This is a genomic window from Streptomyces sp. NPDC052043 (genome assembly GCF_044548235.1).
In the GTDB taxonomy this organism is placed as follows: Bacteria; Actinomycetota; Actinomycetes; order Streptomycetales; family Streptomycetaceae; genus Streptomyces.
Map to the genome: position 1 here is coordinate 208,436 of NZ_JBIUBT010000004.1, position 15,431 is coordinate 223,866.

A 15,431-nucleotide genomic window follows, 5' to 3' on the forward strand; every position below is an offset into this window, starting at 1 on the left:
TCGTCGTATGCCGCCCGAGCACCACGCGGCGCTTCCCTCGAGGGAGTTGCCCACCGGGCCCGTGCCTCCCGTGACCCCGCAGTTGGGAGGCCAGTGCCAGGGGCACGATTGCGTCCGCCAGGGTCACCGAAGCGGGCGATGCTGGAAGGAAACCGTGTGAGCCGGATCTCGGTCCGGGGATTCGCAGTGGCCTCTGCCACCGCGGTCACCGCTGTCGGAAGCGTCGTTGGCGTTGCCACGGGCAGCACCGCGCAGAACAACGATGCCGAGGCGATGGCAGCCGACGCGACGCTTCTTGCGGACATACCCGTTGGTCAGCAGGCCCAGGTGCAGACCGCGTCCCTGACGCAGCAGGCCGACGCACAGGCCATCGCCGCGGACGCGAGCGCCAAGAAGGAGGCCGAGCAGGCCGCGCGCAAGGCCGCCGCTCAGACGGCGATCGCCAAGAAGGCGGAGGCCGAGCGCGCAGAGCAGGCGGCCAAGGAAGCCAAGGAGCGTGCCGAGAAGGAGGCGGCGGCCAGCCGTTCCGCGGCCCGCGAGGCCACCAGCTTCGCGGTGCAGAGCTCGTACACCGTCGGGCAGATCCAGGCGATGGCACGCTCGATGGTGCCCGCCGGCCAGTTCCAGTGCTTCAGCAACATCGTGAACCACGAGTCCAGCTGGAACTACCGGGCGGTCAACCCCTCCTCCGGCGCGTACGGCCTGTTCCAGGCGCTGCCCGGCTCCAAGATGTCCTCCGTGGGTGCCGACTGGCAGACCAACCCGGCCACCCAGATCAAGTGGGGCCTGAACTACATGGACAGCCGCTACGGCAGCCCCTGCGACGCGTGGAACTTCTGGCAGGCCAACCACTGGTACTGAGCCGGACCTCCGCCGCACTCAACCTCCGCGCAGCCCCTCCCCGTCTTAGGGGGAGGGGCTGTTGCCCTGTACGGTCGGACCGGACGACTCCAGGGGGGAGTGGTGGGGAAAGACGGGGGAAGAGGACGGATCATGTCGCGAGTGCCAGGGTGGCTCGGCCGGCTCGGCGCCGGACTCACTGAAATGGGTGAGCGGTTGGACGAGCGTCGCGCCGAGGTGGAGAAGGACCACACCGTCCACGCTGGGCCGGAGCCCGAGGTGGTGGTCGCCCCGCCCCTGCCGGAGGTGACCGCAGGACCCGCCCGGCCCGATCCCGTCCAGGCCGTGCCGTGGGGCGTACGGGTGGCGGCCGAGGCAGGGTGGCGGGTGCTGGTGCTCGCGGGCACCGTGTGGGTGCTGATGCGCGCCATCAGCGCCATCCAGCTGGTGGTGCTGGCGTTCGTGACCGCGTTGCTCATCACGGCCCTGCTCCAGCCGACGGTGGCGTGGCTGAGGCGGTACGGGCTGCCGCGCGGGCCGGCCACCGCGCTCACCGCGGTCCTGGGCTTCGTCATCATGGGGCTGATCGGGTGGTTCGTGACCTGGCAGGTCATGGAGAACATCGACACGCTCTCCAGCCAGATCCAGGACGGCATCGACCAGCTGCGCAAGTGGCTCCTTGACAGCCCCTTCCATGTCACCGACAAGCAGATCAACCAGATAGCGAAGAACCTGCGGGACGCGATCGGCGCCAACACGGACCAGATCACCTCGGCCGGCCTTCAGGGCGTGACGGTGATCGTGGAGGCGCTGACCGGGATTCTGCTGACGGTCTTCTCCACGCTGTTCCTGCTCTACGACGGCCGGCGCATCTGGGAGTGGACGCTGAAGCTGGTGCCGGCGGCGGCGCGTCCGGGCGTGGCCGGTGCCGGTCCGCGGGCCTGGCGCACGCTGACCGCGTACGTGCGCGGCACGGTGATCGTGGCGCTGATCGACGCGATCTTCATCGGCCTTGGGATCTACTTCCTCAATGTGCCGATGGCGGTGCCGCTGGCCGTCTTCATCTTCCTGTTCGCCTTCATCCCGCTGGTGGGTGCGGTGATGTCGGGCGCGCTGGCGGTCGTCGTGGCGCTGGTCACCCAGGGAGTCTTCACCGCGGTGATGGTCCTGGTGGTGGTGCTGGCGGTGCAGCAGATCGAGGGCCATGTGCTGCAACCGTTCATCCTGGGCCGCGCCGTGCGGGTGCACCCGCTGGCGGTGGTCCTGTCGGTCGCCGCGGGCGGGCTGATCGCGGGGATCGGCGGTGCGGTGGTGGCGGTGCCGCTGGTGGCGGTGATGAACACGGCGGTCGGGTATCTGCGGGCCTATGCGCGCGAGCAGGAGCGACGGCAGATGCCGGTGCCCGAGACGGCTGTGCCCGAGCCGGCCACCGTGTCCTCCGGCCCGGGGAGTCCCGGCCCGGGAGGTTCAGGCTCGGGAAGTGCCGGCTCGGGAAGTCCCGGATCGAGCTGAAACGGCAAAACCCCGTCCACCCTCAGGGGTGGACGGGGTTTTGCCGTACGGTGCGCGTTACTGCGCGAGGGCCGCTTCCGCGTCCAGGGTCGTCGCGACGGCCTGGACCACCGCGGCGATCTTGAACGCCTCCTGGACGACCTCGCGGTCCACGCCGGCCTTGCGCAGGACCTGCTCGTGGGAGTCGAGGCACATCCCGCAGCCGTTGATGGCGGAGACGGCGAAGGACCACAGCTCGAAGTCGACCTTGTCGACGCCGGGGTTGCCGATGACGTTCATCCGCAGACCGGCCCGCAGGGTGCCGTACTCCTGGTCGGACAGGAGGTGGCGGGTGCGGTAGAAGACGTTGTTCATGGCCATGACGGCCGCCGCGGCCTTCGCCGCGGTGTACGCCTCCGCCGACAGGTTCGCCTTCGCCTCCGGCTCCAGCTCACGCAGGACGATCGGTGAGCGCGAGGCGATCGCCGTGGCCAGCACCGTGCCCCACAGCTGCTGCGCGGGCAGGTCGCTGTTGCCGATGACCGAGCCCAGGTTGAGCTTCAGGTCCTTGGCGTAGTCCGGGACGGCGGACTTCAGGGAGTCCAGGGACATGGGGTCACTCACCCGCCAGCAGGGCCACCGGGTCGAGGGTCTCGTCGCCCTTGGTCCAGTTGCAGGGGCACAGCTCGTCCGTCTGGAGGGCGTCCAGGACCCGCAGGACCTCCTTGGGGTTACGGCCGACCGAGCCCGCCGTCACCATGGAGAACTGGATCTCGTTGTTCTGGTCGACGACGAAGACCGCGCGCTTGGCGAAGCCGTCCTCGCCCTCGATGCCGAGGTCGCGCATCAGCTCGTGCTTGGAGTCCGCCATCATCGGGAACGGCAGGTCACGCAGGTCGTCGTGGTCCTTGCGCCAGGCGTGGTGGACGAACTCGGAGTCGCCGGAGAAGCCGAGGACCTGGGCGTCGCGGTCGGCGAACTCGTCGTTCAGCTTGCCGAAGGCGGCGATCTCGGTCGGGCACACGAAGGTGAAGTCCTTGGGCCAGGCGAAGATGACCTTCCACTTGCCCTCGTAGGTCTTGTGGTCGATCGTCTCGAACTCCTTGCCCTTCTCCAGCGAGACGCAGGCGGTCAGTTCGAACTCGGGGAACTTGTCACCGACAGTGAGCACGCGCTCTCCTTGCAGCGAGGAAACGCCGTTCGTGCTGGCGTTTCCCATGGGTTGGACGATGCTGATGGTGGCACACGGTGCATTGATTACAGAAATAGCTACACTCGGTCCGGTTGATCGGAGGTGGTTATCAGTGACCGTCGGTAATCTCGGAAGGCGCAGGCAGCCTAGCCTGTCCCAGCTGCGCGCCTTCGCCGCCGTCGCGGACCATCTGCACTTCCGGGACGCCGCCGCGGCGATCGGGATGAGCCAGCCGGCCCTCTCCGGTGCCGTCTCCTCGCTGGAGGAGGCACTCGGTGTCACGCTGCTGGAGCGTACGACGCGCAAGGTGCTGCTCTCGCCCGCCGGTGAGCGGCTCGCCGTCCGGGCCAAGGCCGTGCTGGGGGAGGTCGGCGCCCTGCTGGAGGAGGCCGAGGCGGTCCGGGCGCCCTTCACCGGCGTACTGCGGCTCGGTGTCATCCCCACCGTCGCGCCCTACCTGCTGCCCACCGTGCTGCGGCTCGTCCACGACCGCTACCCCGACCTCGACCTCCAGGTCCACGAGGAGCAGACCGCCAGCCTGCTGGACGGGCTCGCCGGCGGCCGCCTCGACCTGCTGCTCCTCGCCGTCCCCCTCGGTATGCCAGGCACCGTCGAACTCCCCCTGTTCGACGAGGACTTCGTTCTGGTGACCCCGCTCGGCCACCGGCTCGGCGGCCGGGAGGGCATCCCCCGCGAGGCCCTGAAGGAGCTCCGTCTGCTGCTGCTCGACGAGGGGCACTGCCTGCGCGACCAGGCGCTCGACATCTGCCGCGAGGCCGGGCGCGAGGACGCGCCGGTGACGACCACCGCGGCGGGACTGTCCACCCTCGTCCAGCTCGTCGCCGGCGGCCTCGGCTGCACCCTGCTGCCCCGCACCGCCCTCAGGGTCGAGACCTCCCGCACCCATCAGCTCCTCACCGGCTACTTCGCCGAGCCGGCCCCCTCCCGCCGGATCGCCCTGGCCATGCGTACCGGCGCGGCCCGCGCCGCCGAGTACCGGCAACTGGCCGCCGCCCTGCGCGCGGACCTGCGCCCCCTGCCGGTACGGGTGCTGGACGACGGCGGCCGGGACTGGGCCCCCGGGTGCGAGGGCCCAGTCCCGGGTGACCGGTCCTGGGCGACCAGTTCCGGGTGATCACTCCCGGGTGATCACTCCGTACGCAGGCCTTCGGGGCGCATCAGGCGCAGCAGCGGCGGAAGGCTGAGCAGGGTGACCGCGAGGACGACTCCCGCGCCCATGCCGGTCATCGCCAGCACGCTCGGCCAGTGCACGCCCACCGTCGTGCCCGTCATCTTGAGCAGCACCGCGCCCAGCGTCATCCCCACCGCCGCGGCCAGCAGCAGGCCCAGTGCGACCGGGACCGCCGTCTGCCACAGCACCGACAGGCTCAGCGTGCGCCGCCGGGTGCCGAACGCGACCAGCGCCGACAGCAGCTTCTTCCGTTCCCGCAGCTGCTCCAGCTGCGACACCAGCAGGCTCGCCCCGATCAGCAGCAGCACGCAGGTCGCGCCGACGAACAGGCCGGTGCGGATGGAGGCGAACTTCTTCGACTGCTCGGCGGCGACCCACACGTGCGCGCCCGTCATCGGGTCGACCGCCGCCGACGTGTTGCGCACGTACTCGTACGCGTTCGGGACCGACTCGTCGATCGACAGGTAGATCTGTCCCCAGGACGTCGTGTCCGTCATCGGGGGCGCCGCGGCCGGGGTCACCAGCAGGCCGCTGCGCCTTTCCCCCATGGGGTCCTCGACCGAGCGGGCGGGCTTCACGGTGGCCGGGACGGTCCACGGGACATCGTCCTGCTCCATGCCTGAGGACAGGTCGAAGAACAGCTCGCGGCCGGGCTTGACCAGCTTCACGGTGTCGGCGTCGAACTGGCCGCCGCTGAGGGCGAAGACGTCCCCGTCGCGGCAGGAGGACAGGCGCGCCACCTCGCGCAGGGAGGCGCAGTCGCCGACCGTCACCGTGGCCGAGACGCGGGATTCCTCCTCCTCGCTCTTCGAGGACTTGTCGGCGACCGATGCCTCGGACAGCACCGTGGCCTTCCGCACGCCCTTCGTGGCGGAGAACTTCTCGGCGACCCCGGTGAGCGAGATGCCCCGCGGCGCGGTCACCTCCATCTGGGCCCGGGAGAGGTTCTTTCCGGAGTCCTTGGTGTAGTCGCCCTGCACCCCGGCGAAGAGCATCTGGAGCGCGATCGCCCCGGCCACCGCGACCGCGATGCCGCTGACCAGCCGTGCCGCCGTACCGCTGCTCAACTGGAGCCGCCGTACCGCCAGTTGCCAGGCCACTCCGCCGCCGCCGAGCCGGCCGACGACCGTCTCCACGGTCCACGGCAGCAGCGCGGTCACCCCGATCAGCAGCAGGGTCACGCCGCCGATCACCAGGTACTGGTTGAAGTCCCCGTTGCCGCGGCCCTGGCCGAACATCGGGTAGAGCATCCCCAGTCCCACGACGGGAAGCAGCAGCCGCCACCACAGCCGGCGCCGCGCGGGCTTCGCCGTGCGCACCACGCCCAGCGGCTCGATGACCACTCCGCGCAGCGCCAGCAGGGTGACCAGCACCGCCGCGGCCGGCACCGCGACCGCGACCAGCCCGGCCAGCCAGGGGGAGGGGTTGAGGTAGCTGGGGAAGACGCTGATGCCGACGACCTCGACGGACCCGGCGGCCTGACGGCCGATCAGGAAGAAGACGGTGCCGAAGACCAGCCCGAGCAGCGAGCCCGCCATCGCCTCGCCGGCCGCGATGCGGCGGGTCATCCGGCTGTCGGAGCCGACCAGCCGGAGCGCGGCCAGCCTGCGGTCGCGCTGCTCGCCCCCGAACCGCACCGCCGCGGCGATGAACACGGCCACCGGCATCAGCAGTGCCACGAAGACGACCATCACGAGCAGCAGCAGCACCGGGTCCGAGCGCTCCGTCCGCTGCGGACTGCCGAACTCGGTGATCCGGGCCACCTGCCAGCCGTTGATGCGTGGCGCCAGGTTCTCCACGCCCGCGTAGTAGGCCAGTTCGCGGGAGCCGATGAGTCCGCTCTCGGCGATCGTGCCGGCCACGCGGTACGGCAGCCGCTCCCGCAGCAGCCTTCCGGAGCCGGAGCCGAGCAGTTCCCCGAGCGCGGGGGAGACCACCATCTCGCCCGGCTTCGGGTACGCGGCCACTCCCGGGGGAAGCGGCGCCCGCGGCCCTTCGGGCTCCACCAGCCGTCCGCGCACCTCCTTGTCGTGGTACGTCGTGTCGACGTCCGCGATCACCAGGGTGTCGTCGGCCTTCGCCGGGGGGTTCTGAATGTAGGTGTAGTCCTCGCGGGCCTCGCTCCGCTCGTGCCGTACCGACAGCGCGCTCGGTATCGCGGTCGTGAGCAGCAGCAGTGCCACGCCGAGCCCGACGCCGACCGCCGTGAGCACGACCCGGAGCCATCCCTCGCGTCCTCCCGTGAACGCGAACCTGGCCCCCATGCTCAGGTCGCGGGCCCACTGACGCACGACGCTCATACGACGCGCTCCATGTCCCGGGACTTGCCGTCGCGTACGACGATCTCGCGGTCGGAGTAGGCGGCGACCCGTGCCTCGTGGGTGACGAGGACGACCGCCGCGTTGGACGACCGGGCGGCCTCCGTGAGCAGTTCCATCACCCGCTCGCCGTTGAGCGAGTCCAGTGCGCCGGTCGGCTCGTCGGCGAACAGCACGCGCGGGTCGGTGACCAGCGCCCGCGCGACCGCGACGCGCTGGCCCTGACCGCCGGAGACCTCGCCGGGGCGCTTCTTGCGCAGGTCGTCGACCTCCAGCCGCTCCATCCAGGAGAGCGCCGTCCGCTCGGCGGCCTTGCGGGAGGTGCCGTTCAGCCTGAGCGGCAGGGCCACGTTCTCCACGCAGGTCAGCTCGGGCACCAACTGGCCGAACTGGAAGACGAAGCCGAACTCCGAGCGCCTGAGCGCGCTGCGCTGGGCGTCGTTCATGGCCGACAGCTCACGGCCGTCGTAGGTGATCGATCCCGAGTCGGGGGTGACGATCCCGGCGAGGCAGTGCAGCAGCGTGGACTTGCCGGAGCCGGAGGGGCCCATCACGGCGACGACCTCGCCGGCGTGGATGGAGAACCCGGCGCCGTCCAGGGCGGTGGTCGGGCCGTAGGCCTTGTGCAGATTCTCGGCGGTCAGCAGGGAGCCGGCGGGAGGGATCATCGGGCCACCGCCTCACGGAGCTTGTCGAGGCGGGCCGCGGTCAGCTCCAGCCAGCGCAGGTCGGCCTCGAGGTGGAACAGGGCGTGGTCGCAGACGAGCTGGTCGGCGAGGTCCCCCTTGCGCTTGCGCTCGGTCAGGATCCGCATGCTGCGCAGGTGCTCGGCGCGCTGGGTGTCGAGGATCTCGGCGGCGTCGCGGTGGGTGAGCAGCGCGAGGACGACCTTGGTGTAGAGCGTCGACTGGAGGTACAGCTCCGGCTTCTCCGGCGTGGCGAGCCACCGCTCCACGTCGGTGACGCCGGCCTCGGTGATCGCGTACCGCTTGCGCTCGGGGCCTTCGCCCGCTTCTATCCCGTCGACCTCGACGAGCCCGTTCTTCAGCAGTCGGGACATCGTCGAGTAGACCTGGCCGTAGTGCAGCGGCCGGTCGTGGCCGAATTTCGCGTCGAAGGTGCGCTTCAGGTCGTAGCCGTGGCGCGGGCCGGACTCCAGGAGCCCCAGGAGGGTGTGACCGATGGACATGCAGATAACTCTACACAGTGTGTATACGCGCCATGTATACACGCTGTGCCCACGGGGTCATGGAGAGCTGCGGAAGGGATAACCGTGCAGGTCGGAGCCGTTTGTCACGGTTCTGCTACGGGGGTTCCTCGGGCGGTCGCGGGGTGCGCGGAGGCCGGCCCCTGAGGGGGAGGGGGCCGGCCTCGCCCGGCAGCCGGCCCGCCTCCGCGAGCGCGCGGCGCAGGAGGAACTCGATCTGCGCGTTGGCCGAGCGGAGTTCGTCCGAGGCCCAGCGTGCGAGCGCGTCGTACACCGACGGGTCCAGCCGCAGCAGCACCTGCTTGCGCTGCCGCGGCCGGCGACCGGGCGAGGACCCTTCCTCGGTGGCGGTCACTGGTAGAGCGTCCCGGTGTTCAGCACGGGCTGCGGTGCGCGGTCCCCGCACAGCACCACCATCAGGTTCGACACCATCGCCGCCTTCCGCTCCTCGTCCAGTTCCACGATCCCCTGCTCGGAGATCCGGGCGAGCGCGGCCTCGACCATGCCGACCGCGCCGTCCACGATCTCCCGGCGGGCCGCGACGACCGCCCCGGCCTGCTGCCGCTGGAGCATCGCCGAGGCGATCTCGGGGGCGTAGGCAAGATGCGTGAAGCGGGACTCGACGATCCGCACTCCGGCCGGCTCCACGCGCGCGTGCAGTTCGGCGGCGAGCTTCTCGGTGATCTCCTCGGCGTTCCCGCGCAGGGACAGCCCGTCCTCGTCGTGGGCGTCGTAGGGGTACTCGATGGCGATGTGCCGTACGGCCGCCTCGGTCTGGACGGAGACGAACTCCAGGAAGTCGTCCACCTCGAAGGTGGCCTGCGCGGTGTCCCGCACCTTCCACACCACGACCGCGGCGAGTTCGATGGGGTTGCCGTAGGCGTCGTTGACCTTGAGCACGGCTGTCTCGTGGTTGCGGACCCGGGTGGAGATCTTCGTCCGCGAGGTGAAGGGGTTCACCCAGCGCAGCCCGTCCTCGCGGATCGTGCCCCGGTAGCGTCCGAAGAGCTGGACGACCCGGGCCTCGCCCGGCGCGACCATGTTCAGCCCGCACATCCCGAGCAGTGCGCCGACGCCGACCACGACGGCGACGACGATCAACGCGGCCTTGGCGCCGGTGGCCGAGACGCTCGCACCGGCCGCGAGCAGGGCCACGGCGACCAGCACTCCGAGGAGGCCGAGGAGGAGGGCGAGCCCGCCTCCGATGCTGTGCGCCGGGAACTCCCGCACGCGCGGCTGGGGCATCTCGGGAATGTCCGGCAGCTCCGTGGCGGGCGCGGAGTCCTGTGCGAGGTCGTGTGCGGCGTCGCGCGGTGGCTGTGTGGGCATGGCGGATCCCCCTGGTCGTCGTGGGCCCGCCGCTTCTCTTCCGCGTCGCGGACCCGGATGCTGTCTATCTAACTGATATCACTTTACCGCGTCACGGCAACCCTTGGTGCTTGTGGAACGTCGGTTCCACTGGGAGCGGGTGCTGATTGTCACGTCCGTGACGGGGCGGATCAGGGGGCCTTTGTCATAGACAGCGGTGTTAGTTTTCTGAGCTGACCCGGACCACGCACCTGAGTGACAGCCGAGACGGAAGCGGAGCGTACGGACCCATGGGACGAGCGGAAGAGAGACGAGCGCGACAGCGCGGTGGTGGCCGCCGCGCGGCGCCCCAGGGCTCGTCCGGGATGCCGGCGGAGGGCATAGGACCCGCGGGCGGCGGCAGGGCCGCGGCGCGCAGGGCCGCCCGGCCGGCCAAGGGGAAGGGCGGCATACGCCGCCTGTTCACCTGGAAGAAGATCCTCGGCACCTTCCTCGGCGTCTGCCTGCTGGGCATGGGCGCCTTCATCGTGCTGTACCTGGTCGTGGACATACCCGAGGGCAACGCCGACGCGCAGCTCCAGAGCAACGTCTACAAGTACAGCGACGGCACGGTCCTGGCCCGTACCGGCGAGGTCAACCGCGAAGTGGTGGACCTGGCCAAGGTGCCCAAGGAAGTCCAGCACTGCTTCGTCGCCGCCGAGAACAAGACCTTCTACACCGACTCCGGTGTCGACCTGAAGGGCACCGCCCGCGGTCTGCTCAACACGCTGTCCGGCAAGGGTGCGCAGGGCGGTTCGACGATCACCCAGCAGTACGTCAAGAACTTCTACCTCAACCAGGACCAGACCGTCACGCGCAAGCTGAAGGAACTGGTCATCTCGTTGAAGGTGGACCAGCGGATGACGAAGGACGACATCCTCGCCGGGTACATCAACACCAGCTACTACGGCCGGGGCGCATACGGCATCCAGGCCGCCGCGCAGGCCTACTACCACGTCGACGCCGAGAAGCTCAGCGTCCAGCAGGGCGCGTACCTCGCCGCCCTGATGCAGGCCCCGAGCCAGTACGACTGGGCCGTCGCGAGCGACACCGGCAAACGGCTCGCGCAGCAGCGCTGGAACTACGTGCTGGACAACATGGTCAAGCAGCACTGGCTGAACGCCGGCGAGCGGCAGGCCATGAAGTTCCCCGTCCCCAAGGAGCCCCGGCCCGCTCCCGGGCGGGAGGGCCAGAAGGGCTACCTGATCGCGCTCGCCAACCAGCAGCTCGAACAGCAGCTGATGAAGGACCAGGGCCTGACCCAGGGCCAGGCGGAGCAGGCGGTCGAAGGCCAGGGCTGGAACATCACCCTGAACATCGACAAGAAGAAGCAGTCCGCGCTGGAGGAGGCGGTCAAGGACCAGCTCACCAGCAAGCTGGACAAGAAGGCGCGGACGGTGGACGGGCACGTCCAGGCCGGTGCCGTCTCCGTCGACTCGAAGACCGGACACGTCGTCGCCCTGTACGGCGGCGAGGACTACCTGAAGCACTACTACAGCAACGCGACCCGGCAGGACTTCCAGCCGGCCTCCACCTTCAAGCCGGTGATCCTGGCCGCGGCGCTGGAGGAGGAGTCCAGGACCCAGGACGGCCGGCCGATCACGGCGAACACCGTCTACGACGGCACCAGCGGCCGCCAGGTCCTGGACCACGGCACCAAGGTCGGCTTCGGGCCGCCCAACGAGGACGACCAGAACTACGGCGACATCACGGTCCAGAGGGCCATGAACCAGTCCGTCAACTCCGTCTTCGCGCAGATGGGCGTCGACGTGGGCATGGACAAGGTGATGGAGGTCGCCGGCAAGCTCGGCATGAACACCAAGGGCATGCAGGCCGTACCGGCCCAGACGCTGGGCTCCATGGGCGCCAGCCCCCTGGAGATGGCCGGGATCTACGCCACCCTCGACAACCACGGCCAGAAGGTCACCCCGACCATCGTCAAGTCGGCCGAGCAGAAGGACCGTACGGTCAAGATGCCCGACCCGATCGGCGACCAGGTCATCAGCCGCGAGGCCGCCGACACGGTCACCTCTGTGCTGACCGGCGTGGTCGACGACGGTACGGCGAAGGTGTCGGTGCGGGACAACCCGCTGCGCGACGGCCAGCAGGTCGCGGGCAAGACGGGCACGTCCGACAAGAACCGGTCGGCCTGGTTCACCGGCTACACGCCGAACCTGGTCACCTCGGTCGGCCTGTTCGGCGAGGACCCGACCAAGAACGGCAAGCACGTCCCGCTGTATGGGACGCTCGGCGTGCCGCGCGTCAACGGCGGTGGCTTCCCCGCGCTGATCTGGGCCGAGTACACCTTCAACGTGATGGGCGAGGTCAGCAAGTTCGACCTGGACACCAAGCAGGGTGCCGCGGTCCAGCCCTCGGAGAGCCCCACGGTCAGCGAGTCGCCGAGCGAGACCCCGTCGGAGTCGCCCACCATCAGTGAGCCGCCGGTGTCCGAGTCGCCCAGCGACACGCCCAGCGAGACGCCGTCACAGTCGCCGAGCGAGACCCCGTCGCAGTCGCCGAGCGACCCGTCGACGAGCAGGGAACCCACGGACAGCGCCAGCGACAGCCCGCTCCTCCCCAACGAGCAGTGAGCGGCATGCGGTGAGCAGTGCGAAGGGGGCGCCCGGTCCGGCCGGGCGCCCCCTTCGCGTGTCCGCGTGTTCCGGCTCAGCCCCGGCTCAGCCCCGGTTCAGCCCTGGTTCAGCTCGAACCAGACCACCTTGCCGGTGCTCAGCCGGGTCGCGCCCCAGCGCCTGGCCAGCCGGTTGACCAGGTACAGTCCGCGTCCGCCCTCGTCCGTGGCGCGGGCCTGCCGCAGACGCGGCAACTGCGGCACGTCGTCACCGACCTCGCAGCGCAGCACATCGGTGCGCAGCAGGCGCAGGGTGACCGGGCGGGAGGCGTAGCGCACGGCGTTGGTGACGACCTCGCTGATCAGCAGCTCCACGGAGTCGGTGAGCTCCTCCAGACCCCAGCCGGACAGCGCCCGGCGGGCCAGGCGGCGGGCCTGGCCGGGAGCGGCGTCCTCCGGGTCAAGGGTCCAGTACGCCACGTCGCTCGGCGCGATGCCGTCGAACCGGGCGGCGAGGAGCGCGATGTCGTCGTCCCGGTCGCCCGGGCCGAGCATGTCCAGCACCTCGTCGCACAGCGCTTCCAGCGGCGGCGGATGGTCGGGGCCGGTGAGCTGCGCGGTCACCGAGAGCTTCTCGCGCAGCTGCTCTATGCCCGTCCACACGTCCCGCAGTCGCGACTCGACCAGGCCGTCGGTGTACAGCAGCAGGGTCGCGCCCGCCGGGGCGTCCAGCTCGACCGCCTCGAAGTCGACGCCGCCGACACCGATCGGCGCGCCCGGCGGCACCCGCAGCACCTCGGCGTGGCCGCCCAGATGCAGCAGGACCGGCGGCGGGTGACCGGCGTTGGCGATGGTGATGCGGTGCGCGACCGGGTCGTAGACCGCGTACAGGCAGGTCGCCATGCGGTCCGAGCCCAGGCGCTGCGCCTGCTCGTCGAGGTGGTGCAGCACCTCCTGCGGCGGCAGGTCGAGCCCGGCCAGGGTCTGCGCGGTGGTGCGCAGCTGACCCATGATCGCGGCCGAGGTCATGGAGTGGCCCATGACGTCGCCGACGACGAGGGCGACCCGGCTGCCGGGCAGCGGGATCGCGTCGTACCAGTCCCCGCCGACCCGCGCGGTCTCCGCGGCGGGCAGATAGCGGGAGGCCAGCCGTACGCCGGTGGGGCGGGGCAGCGTCTCCGGCAGCATGGTGCGCTGCAACTCGTCGGCGATGTACGCCTCACGGCCGTACAGCACCGCCTTGTCGATGCCCAGCGCGCTGTGCGTGGCGAGCTGGGCGGCGACGAGCAGGTCGTCGGGCTGGAACGCGTGGCGCTCCGGACGGCGCAGGAACAGCGCCGCGCCGATGACCCGGCGCCGGCCGCGCAGCGGGGCGAGAATGGTGCGCTGCCCGTCGGGCACGACCAACTCGGAGTCCTCGCCGAGGAGTTCCGCCAGCGCGGCGTGGGCGGACTCCGTGTCCGTGAACACCGGACGCACGCCGCGCAGCACCTCGCCCAGCGCGGAGCCGGGCCGAACCTCGCACAGCTCGTTGGTCACCGCCGACAGCTCGGCCGGCTGCTCCGGCACCGGCGCGGGCATGAACCCCAGCTCGGTGTCGCGCTCCGCCGGTATCCGGTCGGTGCGGCGCAGCCGCAGCACGAGCGGGCCCGCGGGCCGCTCGTCGCCCACCGGCAGCGGCTCGCGCAGATACACGAGGATGGCGTCGGAGAAGGTCGGCACGGTGGCCCGGCACAGCCCCAGGACGATCTCGTCCAGGTCCATGCCGCGGGCGATGCGCCGGGTGGCGGCCCCCACGAACCGCAACCGGTCCCCGTCCCGCCGCATCGGCAGCGTCCGCCCGGGCGGCATGCCCTGCCCGGTACGGCGCTCCTGGCCTCCGGGAGCCGCGCCACGCCCGGCCCGGCGCTCCTGACCGCCGGGCGCGCTCGCGGTGCGGGACGCCTCGGTGCTCTGCTGCCCCGGCTCGGTGCCGTCGGGGGTCCCGGCGACCCTGGCCGCCGCGTCCGGCTGGGCGGGAATGCCCTCCGGGGCGGGGCGCGGACGGTGCGCGTCGGGCTCGGCGGACGCCGACTGGGAGTGCTCGGAGCCGGCCGCGCCGACCGGACGCGGGACGTCGTCGGCCGGGCCGGACTGCAGAGGTAACGCCGCGGCCCCCGGGGCGGCGGGGGTACGCAGAAGCGCCCCATGGGCGTCCGTGGGGTCGGCGCCCGGCTGGGGGCGTTCGAAGGAGGTCGGCTGCTCCGTCACGCGTGTCGAATCCATCCGTCCGGGGCTGCGCGCCGGGCGCGCAGTTCGTCCCGCCGAAGACCCGATACCCGGAATACATGCCCCAGGAACGGATTTCCGGCGTGGTCAGAGGCTGTTGCTGTGCCGGCGGACCGACCGCGGCCCGCACGGGTGTTGCCCTCGTACCCCTCGCTCACGTCCTGCCGCCCCTCGGTGACGTTCGATCAGACCCGGTGGGTGATCCGGGAGTTGGTACCGGCCCTTCGCCTGCTGCGGAGGACGATCCTACGTTTCCCGCCCGGGGGCGCATCAAGGGTCTCATGAGGCCACGCGCGTGGGGGCGCGGTCCCAGTCGTCCGGCAGTGACGGTACCTCCCAGGCCGGGTCGGGGCGCCACTGCTGCCAGGACTCGCAGAACGGCGCCCGCCAGGCGCGGATGGTCTCCACCGCCTCCCGGCCCGCGGCTCGGATCCGTTCGGCGAGTGAGGTGTCCACCAGCCCGTCGCGCTGCGCCTGCGCGAACTCGTCCTCGTCCAGCCAGCGCCAACTGCGGTCCGGGTGAACGGAGATGTCCAGAAAGTGATCCTCGGAGTCGACCCCGCCCGCCCAGCGGGCCAGCGGCTCCTCCAGGTTGACGTACCAGTTCTTGAACCGCCAGCCCGACTCCCAGAACAGCCACACCGACCAGGGCGCACCGGGCCGGGCCAGCTTCAGCACGCCCGTGCCGAACCAGCGGTCGCGCCGCACGGTGCGCGGCTTGGTGTAGCGCGACGCGAGCGGTTCCTGGTGCACGGGCGTGCCGTCGGCGAGCACGGGTCTGACGCACTCGGTGCCGGGTGCCATCCACACGGCGAGCAGGCCCGGGTCGTCCTGTACGACGGTCACGGGCCGCACGATGTGGAAGCGCGCGCCGCCGTTCTCCCGGTAGCGCCACAGGATCTGGCTGCCGGGGGTCCAGGGCTCCGTCACACCGCCCGTCGTCGTGTGTGCGGTCGCTCCGTCGTGTGCCATGCGCAAATATTAGGTGCCCCGGGCATCCTCCG

The 15,431-nt window shown here is 70.9% G+C and carries 13 protein-coding genes; 4 read left to right on the forward strand and 9 right to left on the reverse strand.

From position 1 onward, the window contains the following. Nucleotides 1-138 precede the first annotated feature (138 nt). Both ACIHCX_RS12235 and ACIHCX_RS12240 read left to right on the forward strand, forming a co-directional pair. Nucleotides 139-861 (forward strand): transglycosylase SLT domain-containing protein, encoded by a 723-nt coding sequence (locus ACIHCX_RS12235; protein WP_400028864.1) that lies wholly within the window; start codon nt 139-141, stop codon nt 859-861. A 132-nt stretch (nt 862-993) separates the two neighbouring features. Next, nucleotides 994-2,352 carry an AI-2E family transporter gene (locus ACIHCX_RS12240; RefSeq protein WP_400028865.1) on the forward strand — a complete coding sequence of 453 codons (1,359 nt, stop codon included), beginning with the start codon at nt 994-996 and terminating at the stop codon, nt 2,350-2,352. Nucleotides 2,353-2,409: 57 nt separating this feature from the next. Here ACIHCX_RS12240 and ACIHCX_RS12245 read toward each other — a convergent pair whose 3' ends face one another. Together ACIHCX_RS12245 and ACIHCX_RS12250 are read right to left on the reverse strand one after the other, a co-directional pair. After that, nucleotides 2,410-2,943 (reverse strand): alkyl hydroperoxide reductase, encoded by a 534-nt coding sequence (locus ACIHCX_RS12245; protein ID WP_400028866.1) that lies wholly within the window; start codon nt 2,941-2,943, stop codon nt 2,410-2,412. Nucleotides 2,944-2,947: 4 nt separating this feature from the next. Next, nucleotides 2,948-3,502 (reverse strand): peroxiredoxin, encoded by a 555-nt coding sequence (locus ACIHCX_RS12250; protein WP_400028867.1) that lies wholly within the window; start codon nt 3,500-3,502, stop codon nt 2,948-2,950. A gap of 133 nt (nt 3,503-3,635) precedes the next feature. On the opposite strand from ACIHCX_RS12250, the gene ACIHCX_RS12255 reads away from it, so the two are divergent. Further along, the gene (locus tag ACIHCX_RS12255) at nt 3,636-4,658 is read left to right on the forward strand and encodes a hydrogen peroxide-inducible genes activator (RefSeq protein ID WP_400028868.1); all 1,023 of its coding nucleotides are present in this window, start codon (nt 3,636-3,638) and stop codon (nt 4,656-4,658) included. Between the two features lie 14 nt (nt 4,659-4,672). Here the strand turns inward: ACIHCX_RS12255 and ACIHCX_RS12260 are convergent, their stop codons facing one another. The 5 genes from ACIHCX_RS12260 to ACIHCX_RS12280 all read right to left on the reverse strand — a co-directional run bounded on the left by ACIHCX_RS12260 (nt 4,673) and on the right by ACIHCX_RS12280 (nt 9,485). Continuing rightward, nucleotides 4,673-7,015, reverse strand: coding sequence for an ABC transporter permease (locus ACIHCX_RS12260; protein WP_400028869.1), 2,343 nt, complete (start codon nt 7,013-7,015; stop codon nt 4,673-4,675). Continuing rightward, entirely contained in the window at nt 7,012-7,701 is a 690-nt protein-coding gene (locus ACIHCX_RS12265; RefSeq protein WP_400028870.1) for an ABC transporter ATP-binding protein, read from the reverse strand. The genes ACIHCX_RS12260 and ACIHCX_RS12265 overlap by 4 nt, the downstream gene beginning before the upstream one ends. Further along, complete coding sequence (locus ACIHCX_RS12270) at nt 7,698-8,222, reverse strand: PadR family transcriptional regulator (protein WP_400028871.1); 525 nt, start codon at nt 8,220-8,222, stop codon at nt 7,698-7,700. The genes ACIHCX_RS12265 and ACIHCX_RS12270 overlap by 4 nt, the downstream gene beginning before the upstream one ends. A 115-nt stretch (nt 8,223-8,337) precedes the next feature. Beyond that, nucleotides 8,338-8,595, reverse strand: a complete 258-nt coding sequence (locus tag ACIHCX_RS12275; RefSeq protein ID WP_400028872.1) for a hypothetical protein — start codon at nt 8,593-8,595, stop codon at nt 8,338-8,340. Continuing rightward, a complete protein-coding gene (locus ACIHCX_RS12280) occupies nt 8,592-9,485 on the reverse strand; it encodes an SPFH domain-containing protein (RefSeq protein WP_400029222.1) in 894 nt (297 codons plus the stop codon). The genes ACIHCX_RS12275 and ACIHCX_RS12280 overlap by 4 nt, the downstream gene beginning before the upstream one ends. Before the next feature lie 353 nt (nt 9,486-9,838). Here ACIHCX_RS12280 and ACIHCX_RS12285 point away from each other — a divergent pair, with 353 nt between their 5' ends. After that, complete coding sequence (locus tag ACIHCX_RS12285) at nt 9,839-12,178, forward strand: transglycosylase domain-containing protein (RefSeq protein WP_400028873.1); 2,340 nt, start codon at nt 9,839-9,841, stop codon at nt 12,176-12,178. A gap of 98 nt (nt 12,179-12,276) precedes the next feature. On the opposite strand, the gene ACIHCX_RS12290 is transcribed toward ACIHCX_RS12285, so the two are convergent. Both ACIHCX_RS12290 and ACIHCX_RS12295 read right to left on the reverse strand, forming a co-directional pair. After that, a complete protein-coding gene (locus tag ACIHCX_RS12290) occupies nt 12,277-14,409 on the reverse strand; it encodes a SpoIIE family protein phosphatase (RefSeq protein WP_400028874.1) in 2,133 nt (710 codons plus the stop codon). A 297-nt stretch (nt 14,410-14,706) separates the two neighbouring features. Beyond that, nucleotides 14,707-15,399 carry a DUF402 domain-containing protein gene (locus ACIHCX_RS12295; protein WP_400028875.1) on the reverse strand — a complete coding sequence of 231 codons (693 nt, stop codon included), beginning with the start codon at nt 15,397-15,399 and terminating at the stop codon, nt 14,707-14,709. Nucleotides 15,400-15,431: the final 32 nt, after the last annotated feature.